At 73.5% G+C, this 13,744-nt stretch carries 14 protein-coding genes; 13 read left to right on the top strand and 1 reads right to left on the bottom strand.

All coding sequences use genetic code 11. The features are described from left to right. Positions 1–78: 78 nt before the first annotated feature. The 4 genes from Q0967_RS12710 to Q0967_RS12695 all read left to right on the top strand — a co-directional run bounded on the left by Q0967_RS12710 (position 79) and on the right by Q0967_RS12695 (position 3,541). Positions 79–1,116, top strand: coding sequence for a 4-hydroxy-3-methylbut-2-enyl diphosphate reductase (locus Q0967_RS12710; RefSeq protein ID WP_298750877.1), 1,038 nt, complete (start codon positions 79–81; stop codon positions 1,114–1,116). A 131-nt stretch (positions 1,117–1,247) separates the two neighbouring features. After that, entirely contained in the window at positions 1,248–2,066 is an 819-nt protein-coding gene (locus Q0967_RS12705) for a transporter substrate-binding domain-containing protein (RefSeq protein WP_298750816.1), read from the top strand. A 9-nt stretch (positions 2,067–2,075) separates the two neighbouring features. Further along, complete coding sequence (locus tag Q0967_RS12700; RefSeq protein WP_298750814.1) at positions 2,076–2,774, top strand: amino acid ABC transporter permease; 699 nt, start codon at positions 2,076–2,078, stop codon at positions 2,772–2,774. After that, on the top strand, positions 2,774–3,541 hold the full coding sequence (locus Q0967_RS12695) for an amino acid ABC transporter ATP-binding protein (RefSeq protein WP_298750812.1): 768 nt from the start codon (positions 2,774–2,776) through the stop codon (positions 3,539–3,541). The genes Q0967_RS12700 and Q0967_RS12695 overlap by 1 nt, the downstream gene beginning before the upstream one ends. Here Q0967_RS12695 and Q0967_RS12690 read toward each other — a convergent pair. Continuing rightward, the gene (locus tag Q0967_RS12690) at positions 3,532–4,794 is read right to left on the bottom strand and encodes a DNA recombination protein RmuC (protein WP_298750810.1); all 1,263 of its coding nucleotides are present in this window, start codon (positions 4,792–4,794) and stop codon (positions 3,532–3,534) included. The two genes, Q0967_RS12695 and Q0967_RS12690, sit on opposite strands and share 10 nt — an antisense overlap. 214 nt (positions 4,795–5,008) lie before the next feature. Between Q0967_RS12690 and Q0967_RS12685 the strand changes: the two genes are divergently transcribed. The 9 genes from Q0967_RS12685 (at position 5,009) to Q0967_RS12645 (ending at position 13,712) form a co-directional block, all read left to right on the top strand. After that, on the top strand, positions 5,009–6,196 hold the full coding sequence (locus Q0967_RS12685; RefSeq protein WP_298750875.1) for a substrate-binding domain-containing protein: 1,188 nt from the start codon (positions 5,009–5,011) through the stop codon (positions 6,194–6,196). 77 nt (positions 6,197–6,273) lie between these two features. Further along, positions 6,274–7,014: an ABC transporter ATP-binding protein gene (locus tag Q0967_RS12680; RefSeq protein ID WP_298750872.1), complete on the top strand. Its 741-nt coding sequence runs from the start codon at positions 6,274–6,276 to the stop codon at positions 7,012–7,014. Next, positions 7,011–7,814 carry an ABC transporter ATP-binding protein gene (locus Q0967_RS12675; protein WP_298750808.1) on the top strand — a complete coding sequence of 268 codons (804 nt, stop codon included), beginning with the start codon at positions 7,011–7,013 and terminating at the stop codon, positions 7,812–7,814. The genes Q0967_RS12680 and Q0967_RS12675 overlap by 4 nt, the downstream gene beginning before the upstream one ends. Then, positions 7,811–8,686, top strand: a complete 876-nt coding sequence (locus Q0967_RS12670; protein ID WP_298750806.1) for a branched-chain amino acid ABC transporter permease — start codon at positions 7,811–7,813, stop codon at positions 8,684–8,686. The genes Q0967_RS12675 and Q0967_RS12670 overlap by 4 nt, the downstream gene beginning before the upstream one ends. Further along, entirely contained in the window at positions 8,683–9,837 is a 1,155-nt protein-coding gene (locus Q0967_RS12665; protein ID WP_298750803.1) for a branched-chain amino acid ABC transporter permease, read from the top strand. The genes Q0967_RS12670 and Q0967_RS12665 overlap by 4 nt, the downstream gene beginning before the upstream one ends. Next, on the top strand, positions 9,834–11,405 hold the full coding sequence (locus Q0967_RS12660; RefSeq protein ID WP_298750800.1) for a class I adenylate-forming enzyme family protein: 1,572 nt from the start codon (positions 9,834–9,836) through the stop codon (positions 11,403–11,405). The genes Q0967_RS12665 and Q0967_RS12660 overlap by 4 nt, the downstream gene beginning before the upstream one ends. Then, the gene (locus tag Q0967_RS12655; RefSeq protein ID WP_298750798.1) at positions 11,402–12,037 is read left to right on the top strand and encodes a TetR/AcrR family transcriptional regulator; all 636 of its coding nucleotides are present in this window, start codon (positions 11,402–11,404) and stop codon (positions 12,035–12,037) included. Before Q0967_RS12660 ends, Q0967_RS12655 begins: the two co-directional genes overlap by 4 nt. Then, positions 12,034–12,768 carry a 3-hydroxybutyrate dehydrogenase gene (locus Q0967_RS12650; RefSeq protein ID WP_298750796.1) on the top strand — a complete coding sequence of 245 codons (735 nt, stop codon included), beginning with the start codon at positions 12,034–12,036 and terminating at the stop codon, positions 12,766–12,768. Before Q0967_RS12655 ends, Q0967_RS12650 begins: the two co-directional genes overlap by 4 nt. After that, positions 12,765–13,712, top strand: a complete 948-nt coding sequence (locus Q0967_RS12645) for an alpha/beta fold hydrolase (protein ID WP_298750795.1) — start codon at positions 12,765–12,767, stop codon at positions 13,710–13,712. The genes Q0967_RS12650 and Q0967_RS12645 overlap by 4 nt, the downstream gene beginning before the upstream one ends. Positions 13,713–13,744: the final 32 nt, after the last annotated feature.

Below are 13,744 nucleotides of genomic sequence, written 5' to 3'. Positions count from 1 at the left end.
GGAGCGCCCAGGGGCAGCACCTAGACTGAGGGGGTGACTTCTGCAACGCCCTCGACCCGACCCACCGAGGCGATCGACGTGCCGGCCGACGCCTCCTCCGCCACCAAGCGGGTGCTGCTCGCGGCTCCGCGTGGCTACTGCGCCGGGGTGGACCGTGCCGTCGTGACGGTGGAGAAGGCGCTGGAGCTCTACGGCCCGCCGGTCTACGTCCGCAAGGAGATCGTGCACAACAAGCACGTGGTGCGGACCCTCGAGAGGCGCGGCGCGATCTTCGTGGAGGAGACCGACGAGGTGCCCGAGGGCGCGCGGGTCATCTTCTCGGCGCACGGTGTCAGCCCCGCCGTGCACCAGGAGGCCGCCCGGCTCTCGTTGCGCACCATCGACGCGACCTGCCCGCTGGTCACCAAGGTGCACCGTGAGGCGGTCCGCTTCGCCGGTGACGACTACGACATCCTCCTCGTGGGCCACGAGGGGCACGAGGAGGTCGAGGGCACCGCCGGTGAGGCGCCGGACCACATCACGGTCGTCGAGAGCCCGGAGCACGTCGACGCGGTGGAGGTCCGGGACCCGGACAAGGTGGTCTGGCTGTCGCAGACCACGCTCAGCGTGGACGAGACCATGGAGACGGTCCGCCGGCTGCGGGAGAAGTTCCCCAACCTCCAGGACCCGCCCAGCGACGACATCTGCTACGCCACCCAGAACCGCCAGGTGGCCGTCAAGCAGATGGCGACCGACTGCGACCTCATGATCGTCGTCGGCTCCCAGAACTCCTCCAACTCCAAGCGGCTCGTCGAGGTCGCGCTGGAGTACGGCTCGCGGGACGGCCACCTCGTGGACTACGCCGACGAGATCGACGAGGCCTGGCTGGACGGGGTCCGCACCGTGGGGGTCACCAGCGGTGCGAGCGTCCCGGAGGTCCTGGTCCGCGACGTCCTGGACTGGCTCGCCGAGCGCGGCTTCGAGGACGTGCAGGCGGTGACCGCGGCCGAGGAGTCCGTGCTCTTCGCCCTGCCGACGGACATCCGGCGCGACCTCAAGGCCGCCGGCCAGGAGGTCAAGAAGGTGCAGCACGACCCCAGCTCGATCCCGAGCGGCCGCGAGGACTCGCTGCGCTGACCGGTCGGGCACGCAGGGCGTGCCCTATGGTGGTCGGTGCCCAGGTCCCGTCGGGGGAGACGGAGGGCCTGGCGTCCCGAGGGAGCGCGCAGACCGGCGGCTCCCGCTGAACCGATGAGGAGCTCGTCGTCATGACCGCATCCCGCACCACCCTCCTCGGCGCGCTCGCCGCCGCCACGCTCGCCCTGTCCGCCTGTGGTGACGGCGGCGGGTCCGAGGCCGGGGGAGAGCCCCAGCTGGTCGAGGACGGCACCCTGGTCGTCGCGATGAGCGGTGAGTTCCAGCCGTTCAGCTACTTCGAGGGCAACGAGCTCACCGGGTTCGACTACGACATCGGCGCGGCGGTCGCCGAGGAGCTGGGCCTGGAGATGCAGTCGGAGACGGCCGCCTTCGCCTCGCTCATCGGTGGCGTCCAGGCCAACCGGTACGACGTCCTCATCGCCTCCATGACACCCACCGAGGAGCGCGCGGAGGCGGTCGACTTCACCGGCGGCTACTACAGCTCCGGGGCCCAGGCCTTCGTCCCGACGGGCACGGAGTGCACCGAGATCTCGGAGATGGACGCCCCCACGGTGGGGGTCGCCACCGGCACCACCTACCAGGACTACCTCGAGGAGGAGGGGGGCGACTGGGTCGGGGAGGTCCGCACCTTCGACTCCGACGTGGTGGCGCTGCGCGACCTCGGCACCGGTCGGCTGGACGCCGTGATGACCGACCGGCTGGTCGGGCTGCACCAGATCGAGGAGGCCGGGCTGGACGTCGTCGAGTGCGGCGACCCGCTCTACACCGAGGAGCCGGCCTTCGCCGTCAAGAAGGGCAACACCGCCCTGGCGGAGGACCTCGACGAGGCGCTCCAGGCGATCATCGAGGACGGCACCTACGCGGAGATCAGCGAACGCTACTTCGGCCAGGACATCTCGGGTGACGTCGCCGGCTCGTCCGACGACTGAGGCAGGACCGTGGACTTCGTCTCCCTCTTCGTGGAGTACGCGCCGCTGTTCCTGGAGGCGACCTGGGTCACCCTCAGCCTGACCGCGGTGTCCCTGGTCCTGGCCATGGTGGCGGGTGCCGGTGTCGCCTGGCTGGCGATGAGCGCGGTGCGCCCCCTGCGCTGGCTCGCGACCGCCTACATCGGGCTGGTCCGGGGGACCCCGCTCATCACCCAGATCTTCATCATCTACTTCGGCCTCGCCTACGTGGTCACCCTCCCGGCCTTCTGGGCCGGCGCACTGGCCCTGGCGTTCCACAACTCGGCCTACATCGCGGAGATCATCCGCTCCGGCTTCCAGGCGGTGCCGAAGGGGCTCACCGAAGCGGCCCGGTCGCTGGGGATGTCGCGGCTGAAGACCCTCAAGCGGGTGCAGGCGCCGCTGGCGCTGCGGACGACCCTGCCGGTCCTGGGCAACCAGTACATCATCGCGGTGAAGGACTCCTCCCTGGTCGCCTTCATCGGGATGACCGAGCTGTTCCGCACGTCGCAGAACATGGCGGCGTCCACCTACCAGCCGCTCACCTCCTACGTGGTGGTGGCGATCTACTACCTCGCCATCGTCCTGGTGCTCACCCTCCTGGTGAACACGCTGGAGGCGCGCCTCAGCAAGCACCGTCGGCCCGAGGTGCAGGCGAAGGCCAAGGTCAAGAGCGAAGGAGCAGTCTGATGACGAGCGAGGACCGCACGGCGACGGGCGGGGAGCCGGTCGTCCGCCTGCGCGGCATCGTCAAGGCCTTCGGGTCCACCACGGTGCTGGACGGGATCGACCTCGACGTGGCCCGGGGTGAGGTGGTCTGCCTCATCGGCCCCTCCGGTGCCGGGAAGTCGACCCTGCTGCGCTGCATCAACGGGCTCGAGCGCATCACCGGCGGCAGCATCGAGGTCGGTGGGCAGCGGCTGAGCTACGACGAGAAGCACCTGAACGGGATCCGGTCGCGGATCGGGATGGTCTTCCAGTCGTTCAACCTGTTCCCGCACATGACCGTGCGGGAGAACATCTGCGTCGCGCAGCGGGAGGTCCTCGGCCGCAGCGCGGCGGAGGCGCGGGACCGGGCGCACGCCCTGCTCGAGCGGGTGGGCCTGGACCACAAGGCGGAGGCCTACCCGGACAACCTGTCCGGCGGGCAGCAGCAGCGGGTGGCGATCGCCCGGGCGCTCGCCATGGACCCGGCGTTGATGCTCTTCGACGAGCCCACCTCGGCCCTCGACCCCGAGCTGGTGGGGGAGGTCCTCACGGTGATGAAGGACCTGGCCTCCGAGGGGATGACCATGGTCGTGGTGACCCACGAGATGCGCTTCGCCCGTGACGCGGCCGACCGGGTGGTCCTCCTGGCCGACGGTGGCATCGCCGAGCAGGGGCCGCCCGAGAAGGTCCTCCTGCAGCCCAGCAGCGCCCGGGGTCGGGCGTTCCTGCAGGAGATCGGTCAGGCGTAGCGGCTGCGCGGGGGCTCGCCCACCGCGCCGTGACCGGCGTCCGACGCGGAGGACGGCAGCTCCTCCCGGCCCGGGGTGGCCTGCTCGAGCTCGCCGGCGAGCCACTCCGTGCCCGTCGGCCGGGGAGCGACCTCCAGCACGGGCAGCGGGTCGTGCGTCGAGTCCACGAGGCCCAGCTCGCTCATCCGTCGCGAGGTCACCATGACCCGGGACTCCAGCGTGCCGACGAGCTGGTTGTAGGTCTCGACCGAGCGGCGCAGCGCGGAGCCCATCGCCCGGGTGTGGCGCCCCACCGTGCCCAGGCGCTGGTGCAGCTCGGTGCCCAGCGCGAGCAGCTCGCGCGCGTTGCCGGCGAGGGCGTCCTGCTGCCAGGCCAGGGCGGTGGCGCGCAGCACGGCCAGCAGCGTGGCGGGGGAGGCCAGCACCACCTTGCGCGACTGGGCGTGGTCGTAGAGGTCCGGGGCGGCCCGTAGCGCCGCCGCGAGCACGGCGTCGCTCGGCACGAAGCAGATGACGAGCTCGGGCGAGGTCGTGAACGCCGACCAGTAGTCCTTGGCCGCGAGCGCCTCGACGTGCCCGCGCAGCGCTGCGGCGTGGTCGCGCAGGAGGTCGTCGACCCGGCCGGGAGGGCACTCCGGCGCCTGCGCGCGCAGGAAGGCGGTCAGCGGCGCCTTGCTGTCCACCACGAGGACCTTCTCGCCCGGCAGCCGCACGACGGCGTCGGGCCGCACCCGCGCGTCGTGCCGGCTCACGGCCCCCACCTGCTCGTCGAAGTCGCAGCGGGCCAGCATGCCCGCGTGCTCCATCACCCGGCGCAGCTGCACCTCGCCCCAGGTGCCACGGGTGCCGGACGCGGACAGCGCGCCGGAGAGGGCGGCGGTCTGCTCCTGCAGCGCCCGGGTCTGCGACGCGACCTGGTCGAGGTGCTCGCCCACCTGCCCGAACTGCTCGAGGCGGTCCCGCTCGAGGGAGCGCACCTGACGCTCGACCCGCTCCAGGGCGCCGCGCAACGGAGCGAGCTCGGCGGCGGTCCTGCGGTCGGCCTCGCCCTCCTGCTCGGCGTCGACCAGCGCCTGCTCGAGCTCGGCGGCGCGGGAGCGCTCGCGGTCCCGGTCGGCGTGGGCCAGGGCGACCTCGGTGTCCGCGCGGGCCAGGCGCGCCCCGGTCCGCGAGGACCCGACGAGCCATCCGAGGGCGAGGCCGACGACGAGGACCAGGAGGAGCGGGAGGAGTCCCTGGACGGTGGTGCTCATGCGCACACCGTCGCACGGGGCGCCGACAGACCTGCCGGTCGACCCGCGGCACGCGGGTGGGACCCGGTCGCGGGCGCCACGCCGGCGCTGGGCCCGACCGCCCTCGTTGACAACGGGAGGCGGGCCGCATACCTTGAGCGAAACATGAATCACCTTTCATGTTAGCCCGCACGAAGGAGTGTCCGAGGTGTCCGCTCGTCCCCTGATCGCCCTCATGTCCGCGACCGCCGTCCTCGCCGTGGCCGGGTGCGCGCCCTCGAGCTCGGAGGGGGGTGACGGGGGCGACACGGCCGGTGGCGGCGAGGAGTCGTCGGGAGGGACCGCCGCGGTCGGCATCATCTACTCCGAGACCGGACCGCTGGCGGCCTACGGCGAGCAGTACCGCCAGGGTCTCGAGGCCGGGATCGACTACGCCACCGACGGCACCGGCGAGGTCGACGGCACCACGATCGAGGTGGAGTACCGCGACGACGCGGGCAACCCCGACACCGCCGTGGCCGCCGCCAAGGACCTCATCGGCCAGGACTACCGCATCCTCGGGGGGACCGTCGTCTCGGGCATCGCGACGGCGATGGCCGAGCAGGCCGCCCAGAACGAGGTCCTCTACATCTCCGGCCCCGCGGCGACGGACGCCATCACGGGGGTCAACGAGTTCACCTTCCGCTCGGGCCGCCAGAGCTTCCAGGACGTCGCGACCGCGGGCGCGATGCTCGACGACGAGTCCGGCACCGTCGTCGTCCTGGCCCAGGACAACGCCTTCGGCCAGGGCAACCTGGCGGCGGTGGAGGCCGTGCTCGGTGCCGAGGGAGCCCAGGTGGAGAGCGTCCTGGTCCCCGAGGACGCGACCGAGTTCACCGGCTTCGCCCGACAGGTCGTCGACGCGGACCCCGACCTCATCTTCGTGGCCTGGGCGGGCGCGACGGCGGGCAACATGTGGCAGTCGCTGTCCCAGCAGGACGTCTTCGAGGCGGCCCCGGTCGTCACCGGCCTGGCCGACTCGGCCACCTTCGCCGCCTACGGCGACGCGGGCGAGCAGATCTCCTTCCTGTCCCACTACTTCCCGTCCGCGACCGACAACGAGGTCAACCAGGCCCTCGTGGACTCGGTGACCGAGGCCGGTGGCACCCCCGACCTGTTCACCGTGGACGGCTTCGTCGCCGGACAGATGATCGTGCACGCCGTGGCCGAGGGCGGTGACGACGTCCAGGCGATGGTCGACGCGCTCGCGGGCTGGGAGTTCGAGGGCCCGAAGGGCACCACGACCATCCGCGAGGGCGACCACGCGCTGGTCCAGGACATGTTCACCGCCCGCCTGGTGCAGGACGGGGACGCGTGGGTGCCCGAGGTCATCGACACCGTCCCCGCCGACGAGGTGGCGCCGCCGGAGGCCTCGGGCGAGTGAGCGCACCCGCCCGACCGGGTCCGGCGCCGGGGGCCGGGGACGGCGACGGCGGCGGCGACGCCGACGCCGCCCCCGCCCTGGAGGTCCGGGACCTGTCGCTGCGCATCGGTGGCGCGCAGATCCTCGAGGACATCAGCTTCGCCGTCCCCACGGGGCAGATCGTGGGCGTCATCGGGCCCAACGGCGCGGGCAAGACGACGCTGTTCAACCTCGTGTCCGGCGTGCACCAGCCGACGTCCGGCCAGGTGCTGCTCGCCGGGCGGGACGTGACCCGCACGAGCATCACCCGGCGGGCGGTGGCCGGTCTGGGCCGTACCTTCCAGACCTCCTCGCTCTTCCCCGGTCTCACCGTGCACGAGAACGCCCGCCTCGCCGCCCAGGTGACCCGGGGCCGCGCGCTCTCGCTCTTCCGCCGGCCCCGGCCCGGGGACCCCGCGTCCCGGCGGGCCGGCGAGCTCCTGGAGGAGGTGGGGCTGGCGCACCGCGCCGGCCACCGCGCCGCGGACCTGCCGCACGGCGACAAGCGCAAGCTCGAGATCGCCATGCTGCTGGCGACGGACCCGCAGGTGGTCCTGCTCGACGAGCCCATGGCGGGCGTGGCCTCCGGCGACGTGCCCGGTCTCACCGAGGTGATCCGGGGGCTGCACCGCGACCACGGCTGCACCGTGCTCATGGTCGAGCACCACATGGAGGTGCTGCTGGGCCTGGTCGAACGGGTCGCCGTCCTCCACTTCGGCCACCTCCTGGCCCTCGACACGCCGGAGGCGGTCATGGGCGACCCGACCGTGCAGAGCGCCTACCTCGGGGAGTCGGTATGACGAGCACGGCGCCGAGCGCCGACCCGCGGGCCGCCACCCCGCCCACGGCCGACCCGGTCCTGCGGGTCCGTGACCTGCGGGCGCACGTGGCCGGCCAGCAGGTGGTCGAGCACGTCGACCTGGATGTCGCCCCGGTCGGCGTCACCGCGCTGCTGGGCCGCAACGGGGTCGGCAAGACCTCCACCATCAAGGCGGTCCTCGGCCTCGTCGGACGCTCCGGCACCGTCGAGCTCGACGGCACCGACCTCGTGGACCTGCCGACGCATCTCGTCGTCCGGCGCGGGGTCGGCTACGTCCCCGAGGACCGGGAGGTCTTCGCCGGGCTCACGGTGACCGAGAACCTGCGCCTGGCCGAGCGGCGCGGCAGCGAGCACCGCTACGACCTGGTCTACGACCTCTTCCCCGAGCTGGAGCAGCGGGGCACCCAGGCCGCCGGGACGCTCTCCGGCGGGCAGCAGCAGATGGTGTCCCTGGCCCGCGCCCTGCTCAACGAGAACCGGGTCCTGCTCGTCGACGAGCCGACCAAGGGGCTGGCGCCCCGACTGGTCCAGGAGGTGAGCCGGGTGCTCGCCCGAGCCGCGCAGGTGGCCCCCATCCTGCTGGTGGAACAGAACCTGCAGGTCGTCCGCGACCTGGCGGATCACGCCGTGGTGCTGACCGACGGGCGCAGCGTCCACCACGGTCCCGCCGCGGACCTGCTGGCCGACGAGGAGCTCACCCAACGACTCCTCGGGGTCCACGCCGACAGCGGTCCGGACGCCGCCGGGCGCCGGCCCGCCGACGAGGAGGGACCGGCATGAGCACCGTCGTCCTGCTGCTCTTCACGGGGGTCGGGCTGGGGGCGATCTACTTCCTGGTCGCCTCCGGGCTCTCCCTCATCTACGGCCTCATGCACGTGCTCAACTTCGCCCATGGCGTCTTCCTCTCCCTCGGGGCCTTCCTCGGCTTCGAGGTGGCCTCCCGGCTGGGGGCGACGACGTGGACCGGCTTCGCCGCGTCCCTGCTGGTCGGAGCCCTCGCCGGGGCCCTCTTCGCCGCGCTGACCGAGCGCCTGCTCGTGCAGCGCCTCTACGAGCGGCACATCGAGCAGGTGCTGGTGACGGTCGGGCTCGGCCTGGCCGCGGTCGCCCTCTTCGACGGGATCTGGGGGACCGACCCGAGGTTCATCACCGGGCCGGCCTGGATGGGTCGGACGACCTCGGTCCTGGGGGCCAACGTGCCCAACGACCGGTTCGTCGCGATCCTCGTCGCCGGGCTCGTGCTGCTCGGGATGGTGCTGTTCCTCCGGCGTACCCGCTACGGCATGATCATCCGGGCCGGGGTGGAGAACCGCGCGATGGTGACCGCCCTCGGCATCGACGTCCGCACCGCCTTCACCCTCGTCTTCACCATCGGCGGCATCGCCGCGGGCCTCGGGGGTGTCCTCGCGAGCCACTACTTCGGCTACGTCTCCCCGCTGCTCGGCCAGACGCTGCTCATCTTCGCCTTCATCGTCACCGTCATCGGCGGGCTCGGGAGCCTCACCGGCGCGGCGATCGCCTCCGTGGTGGTGGCGCTGCTGCAGCAGTTCGCCAACTACTACCTCTGGGGCACCGGCGACCTGGCCGTCGTCGTGCTGCTGGCCGTGGTGCTCCTGACCCGGCCCTCCGGACTGATGGGGAGGCGCGCATGAGCCCGTCGACACCCGCGAGCGGGACGGCATACCGGGGCGGCGCCCGCGCGTGGGTCGGCCGGCTCGTGCCGCCAGCCCTCGTGCTGCTGCTCGCCTGCCTGCCGCTGCTCGACCTGCGCCTCCCGGGGGTGCTGCCGGGCCCGACCTACACCCCCGGCACCCTGCACCTGCTGGCGCTCGCGATGGTCATGGCGGCGCTGGCGCTGTCCTACCACCTGCTGCTCGGCGTCGCCGGGCTGCTCTCCTTCGGCCACGCGCTCTACTTCGGGCTGGGGGCCTACCTGCTCGGCATCGTCATGTCCGAGCTGGAGCTGGGCCTCGTGCCGTCGGTGCTCGTCGTCCTGGTGGCCGGCGTCGTCATCTCCCTCCTCCTCGGCGCCGTCAGCCTGCGGGTGACCGGCATCCCCTTCGCGATGGTCACCCTGGCCTTCGCCCAGGCCGGGTCGGTGCTCGTCCGCCGCGACCCCGGCCGGGTCACCGGCGGGGAGGAGGGGCTGCGGCTGCCGACCGAGCAGGTGCCGGACGCGCTGGTCGGCGTCGCCGACACGCGCAACCTCTACTGGCTCGCCCTCGCCGCCCTCGTGCTCGCCTTCCTGCTCGTCTCCTGGGTGCAGGGCAGCCGGGCCGGGCACGTCGCGGCGGCCGTGCGCGAGAACGAGCTGCGGGTGCGCGTGCTCGGGATGCGGCCCTTCCTCGTCAAGCTCGCGATCTTCGTGGCCGCCTCGGTCATCGCCGTCGGCATGGGGATGGTCCACCTGCTCCTCAACTCCGGCGCCGTCCCGCACATCGTCAGCGCCGAGCTCACCATCTCGCTGCTGCTCATGGTCGTCATCGGCGGCGTGGGGTCCCGGTGGGGCGCGGTGGCGGGGGCGGTCCTCTACGTCCTGCTCAACCAGCGGCTCACCGTGCTCGCCCAGGCGGCCTGGGTGCACGACCTGCCCGCGCCGCTGCGGATCCCGCTCTCCGAGCCCATGTTCGTCCTCGGCACGCTCTTCGTCCTCGTCGTCCTGTTCCTGCCCGGCGGGCTCGCGGGGACCGTCGCCCGGGTGCGCCGGTGGCGCGGGCGTGGCGGACCACCCGCCGGTGCTGACAGGCTGGAGGACGTGGACGACGAGCAGCAGGCGGCGACGACGGGCGGTGCCCGACGATGAGCACCTGGACGCCCGGCGGTGGACCCGTCGACGGGCAGCACACCCTGGGCCGGTGGCCCTCCGACCGGGCCCGCATCGCGCCGGCCCACCCGGCCGTGGTCGACCGCGGGGTGGCGCTGAGCTACGGCGAGCTCGAGCACCGGGTGGAGCGGCTCGCCGCCCTCCTGCGCGGAGCCGGCATCGGACGGGGTGTGCGGGTGGCCACCCTCGTCGGCAACAGCGCGGACCACGTGGTGCTCCTCTTCGCCTGCGCCCGGGTCGGCGCCGCGCTCGCCCCGCTGTCCTGGCGGCTGGCCCCGGTCGAGCTAGCCCGTCAGGTGCGCCTGCTCGACCCGGTCCTGCTCGTCGCCGAGGAGGAGACCGGAGCCCTGACCCGCGAGCTGGGCGCGCTGCTGCTGGCGCCGGTGCCGACGGCATACCTCACCGAGCTGGGGCGCCCGGGGGTGCTGGACGCGCTCACCCGACGCCCGCCCGCACCGGTGGAGCCGGTGCAGGACGAGGACGCGCTGCTCGTCGTCTTCACCTCGGGCAGCTCCAGCGAGCCCAAGGCCGCCGTCCTGTCCCACCGCACCTGCTGGTGGACCAACCTGTCGCTGTCCCGGACGCTGGAGCTCACCGAGCGCGACGTCGTGCTCTCGGTGCTGCCGCAGTTCCACGCCGGGGGGTGGAACATCCAGCCGCTGCTCGCCTGGTGGACCGGCGCCACCGTCGTGCTCGAGCGCACCTTCGACCCCGGGCGCGTGCTCAGCCTCGTCCCCGAGCACCGCGTGAGCACGATGATGGGGGTGCCGACGCACTACCTCCTGCTCGCCGAGCACCCGGCCTTCGCCGGCGCCGACCTCTCCAGCCTGCGCAGCGCCGTCGTGGGCGGCGCGCCGATGCCGCCCCCGCTGCTGCGCACCTTCCACGCCCGCGGGGTCGCGCTCACCCAGGGCTACGGCCTGACCGAGGCCGGGCCCAACGTCCTGTGCCTGCCCCCGCACGAGGCCGCCCAGCGCGCCGGGTGGGCCGGTGTGCCCTACCCGCACGTCGAGGTCGCGCTCGCCGACCCGGCCACGGGGGAGCGCGTCGTGGGCGCCGGCACCGGCGAGCTGCTGGTGGCCGGGCCGGGCCTGTTCTCCGGCTACCTGCACGACGAGGACGCCACCGCGGCGGTCCTGCACGACGGGTGGCTGTGGACCGGCGACGTCGCCACCCGGGACGACGACGGCTACCTGCGGATCGTGGACCGGCTGCGCAACATCTACATCAGCGGCGGGGAGAACGTCGCCCCCGCGGAGGTGGAGGCCGCGCTGCGCCGGCACCCGGCCGTCGCGGCCGCGGCGGTCGTCGGCGTCCCGCACGAGCGCTGGGGCGAGGTCGGTGTCGCCGCCGTCGTCCTGCGTCCCGGGGTCGCGACCGACGAGCACGACCTCGTCGAGCACTGCCGCGGTCTGCTGGCCTCCTTCAAGGTGCCCGAGCGGGTCGTCGCCGTCACCGAGCTGCCGGTCGTCGGGATCGGCAAGACCGACCAGGGGGCGGTGCGCGCCCTCGTGGCGCAGGCCCTGCGGCAGGAGGAGCACCGGTGAGCCTCGAGGAGACCACCCCACGACCCGCCCCCCGCACGCCCCGGGGCGCCCGCACCCGGGCCAGGCTCCTGCAGGCCGCGGAGGACGTCTTCGCGACCGTCGGCTACCCGGACGCCTCCATCGTGCGCATCACCGAGCTGGCCGGGGTGGCGCTGGGCACGTTCTACGTCCACTTCACCGGCAAGAAGGAGATCTTCGACGAGGTCGTGCGCGACCTGTCCCGGCGGGTCCGCCAGGCGATGAGCGCGGCGTCCTCGGCGGCGCCGGACCGGCTGCAGGCCGAGCGCGAGGGCTTCCGCGCCTTCTTCGCCTTCACCGCCGAGCACCCGGCGCTCTACCGGATCATCCGGCAGGCGGAGTTCGTCTCGCCCGAGGTGATGCGCACGCACTACGACGACATCTGCTCCGGGTATGCCGCGGGCCTGGACGCCGCCATGGGCCGCGGCGAGATCCGGGGCCTGGACCCGGAGGTGGCGGCCTGGGCGCTCATGGGCGCCGGCGAGCTCATCGGCATGCGCTGGGTGCTCTGGGAGCGGGAGGGCCGGATCCCGGAGCCGGTCTTCGAGCAGCTGATGGCCCTCATCGAGGGCGCCCTGGCGCCCACCCCGACGACGGACGGAGAGCGGACATGACCCGCACAGCGATCGTGACCGGTGGGGCAAGCGGCATCGGTGCCGCGGTCGCCCGCCGGCTGGCGGCGGACGGCCTGGACGTCGTCGTCGCCGACCGGGACGAGCGGGGGGCGAGGACGCTCGCCGAGGAGATCGGCGCCCGCGCCTGGACGGTGGACCTGTCGGACACCGCGACGCTGGAGTCGACGGCGGTCGACTGCGACGTGCTCGTCAACAACGCGGGGGTGCAGCGGGTGGCGCCGGTCCACGAGCTCGCGCCCGAGGACTTCCGGCTCATCCACCGCCTCATGCTCGAGGCGCCCTTCCTGCTGGCGCGGGCCGCGCTCCCGGGGATGTACGCCCGGGGCTGGGGGAGGGTCGTCAACGTCTCCTCGGCGCACGGGCTGCGCGCCTCGGCCTTCAAGTCGGCCTACGTCTCGGCCAAGCACGGGCTCGAGGGGTTGTCCAAGGTCATCGCCCTGGAGGGGGCCGGGCACGGGGTGACGAGCAACTGCGTCAACCCGGGCTACGTGCGCACGCCCCTGGTCGAGGCGCAGATCGCCGACCAGGCGGCCACGCACGGGATCCCCGAGGACGAGGTGGTCGAGAAGGTCATGCTGACCCGGTCCGCCGTCAAGCGGCTCGTCGAACCGGCGGAGGTCGCCGGGCTGGTGGCCTACCTCGTCTCCGACGACGCGGGCATGGTGACGGGCACGTCCTACACCATGGACGGGGGGTGGACGGCCCAGTGAGCACGACGACCCAGCAGCTGCCCGAGAGCGTCGCGGCGGTCCTCGGCCCCCGTTACCGCGCGGTCGCGGTGCCGGTCGACGGGGGAGACCTGCACGTCGGTGTGTGGGAGCCCGAGGACGTCGGCGCCACGGGTGCGGCGACGCCCACCGCGGTGCTGATCCACGGGATCACCGCCTCCCACGTGTCCTGGGCGGCCCTCGCCCGGGCCCTGCCCGGGGTGCGTCTGGTCGCCCCCGACCTGCGGGGCCGGGGGCGCTCCCGCGACCTCCCGGCGCCCTACGGCATGCCCCGGCACGCCGACGACGTGGCCGCCGCCCTCGACCACCTGGGCGTGCGCGAGGCGGTGGCGGTCGGGCACTCGATGGGGGCCTTCGTCGCGCTCGTGCTCGCCGACCTGCACCCCCGGCTGGTGCGCAGCCTGCACCTGGTCGACGGGGGTATGCCGTTGCTCCCGCCGCCGGGCGTCGCGCCGCAGGACGTGGCGGCCGCGGTGCTGGGGCCGGCCGCGGACCGGCTGCGCAGGACCTTCCCCAGCCGCACGGCATACCGGGAGTTCTGGAGCGACCACCCTGCCCTCGGGCCGTACCAGGACGAGGTCGTCACGGCCTACGTCGACTACGACCTGGTGGGGGAGGAGCCGGAGCTCTCGCCCGCGACCCGGCCGGCGGCGCTGGAGGAGGACATCCGCGAGCTCGTGGACGGCGCGTCCGTCCAGACGGCGCTGCAGGGCCTCCCGTCGTGGCCGGCGACGTGGTACGTCGCGCCCCGCGGGCTCATGGACGAGGTGCCGCCGCTCTACCCGGACGCGGCCCGGGAGCGGTGGACGCGTGCGCTGCCGACGCTGCGGCTGGTGACCGTCGACGACGTCAACCACTACACCGTGGTGCTCGGCGCGCACGGTGTGCGGCAGCTGCTGCCGTACCTGGAGGCGGACCTGCGGTGAGACCACCGGTCGACGTCGCGGGCTCCGGCTGA

The sequence above is a fragment of the uncultured Serinicoccus sp. genome (genome assembly GCF_947500995.1).
Lineage (GTDB): Bacteria > Actinomycetota > Actinomycetes > Actinomycetales > Dermatophilaceae > Ornithinicoccus.
Note: the sequence above shows the minus strand (reverse complement) of the source record. Positions and strands in the feature narration are given on the sequence as shown.

Excerpts from the sequence above, each read along its gene's own strand:
- Q0967_RS12685 (WP_298750875.1), top strand. The coding sequence starts at position 5,009 with ATGTCCGCGACCGCCGTCCTCGCCGTGGCCGGGTGCGCGCCCTCGAGC.
- Q0967_RS12695 (WP_298750812.1), top strand. The coding sequence starts at position 2,774 with ATGACGAGCGAGGACCGCACGGCGACGGGCGGGGAGCCGGTCGTCCGC.
- Q0967_RS12670 (WP_298750806.1), top strand. The coding sequence starts at position 7,811 with ATGAGCACCGTCGTCCTGCTGCTCTTCACGGGGGTCGGGCTGGGGGCG.
- Q0967_RS12650 (WP_298750796.1), top strand. The coding sequence starts at position 12,034 with ATGACCCGCACAGCGATCGTGACCGGTGGGGCAAGCGGCATCGGTGCC.
- Q0967_RS12675 (WP_298750808.1), top strand. The coding sequence starts at position 7,011 with ATGACGAGCACGGCGCCGAGCGCCGACCCGCGGGCCGCCACCCCGCCC.
- Q0967_RS12705 (WP_298750816.1), top strand. The coding sequence starts at position 1,248 with ATGACCGCATCCCGCACCACCCTCCTCGGCGCGCTCGCCGCCGCCACG.
- Q0967_RS12665 (WP_298750803.1), top strand. The coding sequence starts at position 8,683 with ATGAGCCCGTCGACACCCGCGAGCGGGACGGCATACCGGGGCGGCGCC.
- Q0967_RS12690 (WP_298750810.1), bottom strand. The coding sequence starts at position 4,794 with ATGAGCACCACCGTCCAGGGACTCCTCCCGCTCCTCCTGGTCCTCGTC.
- Q0967_RS12660 (WP_298750800.1), top strand. The coding sequence starts at position 9,834 with ATGAGCACCTGGACGCCCGGCGGTGGACCCGTCGACGGGCAGCACACC.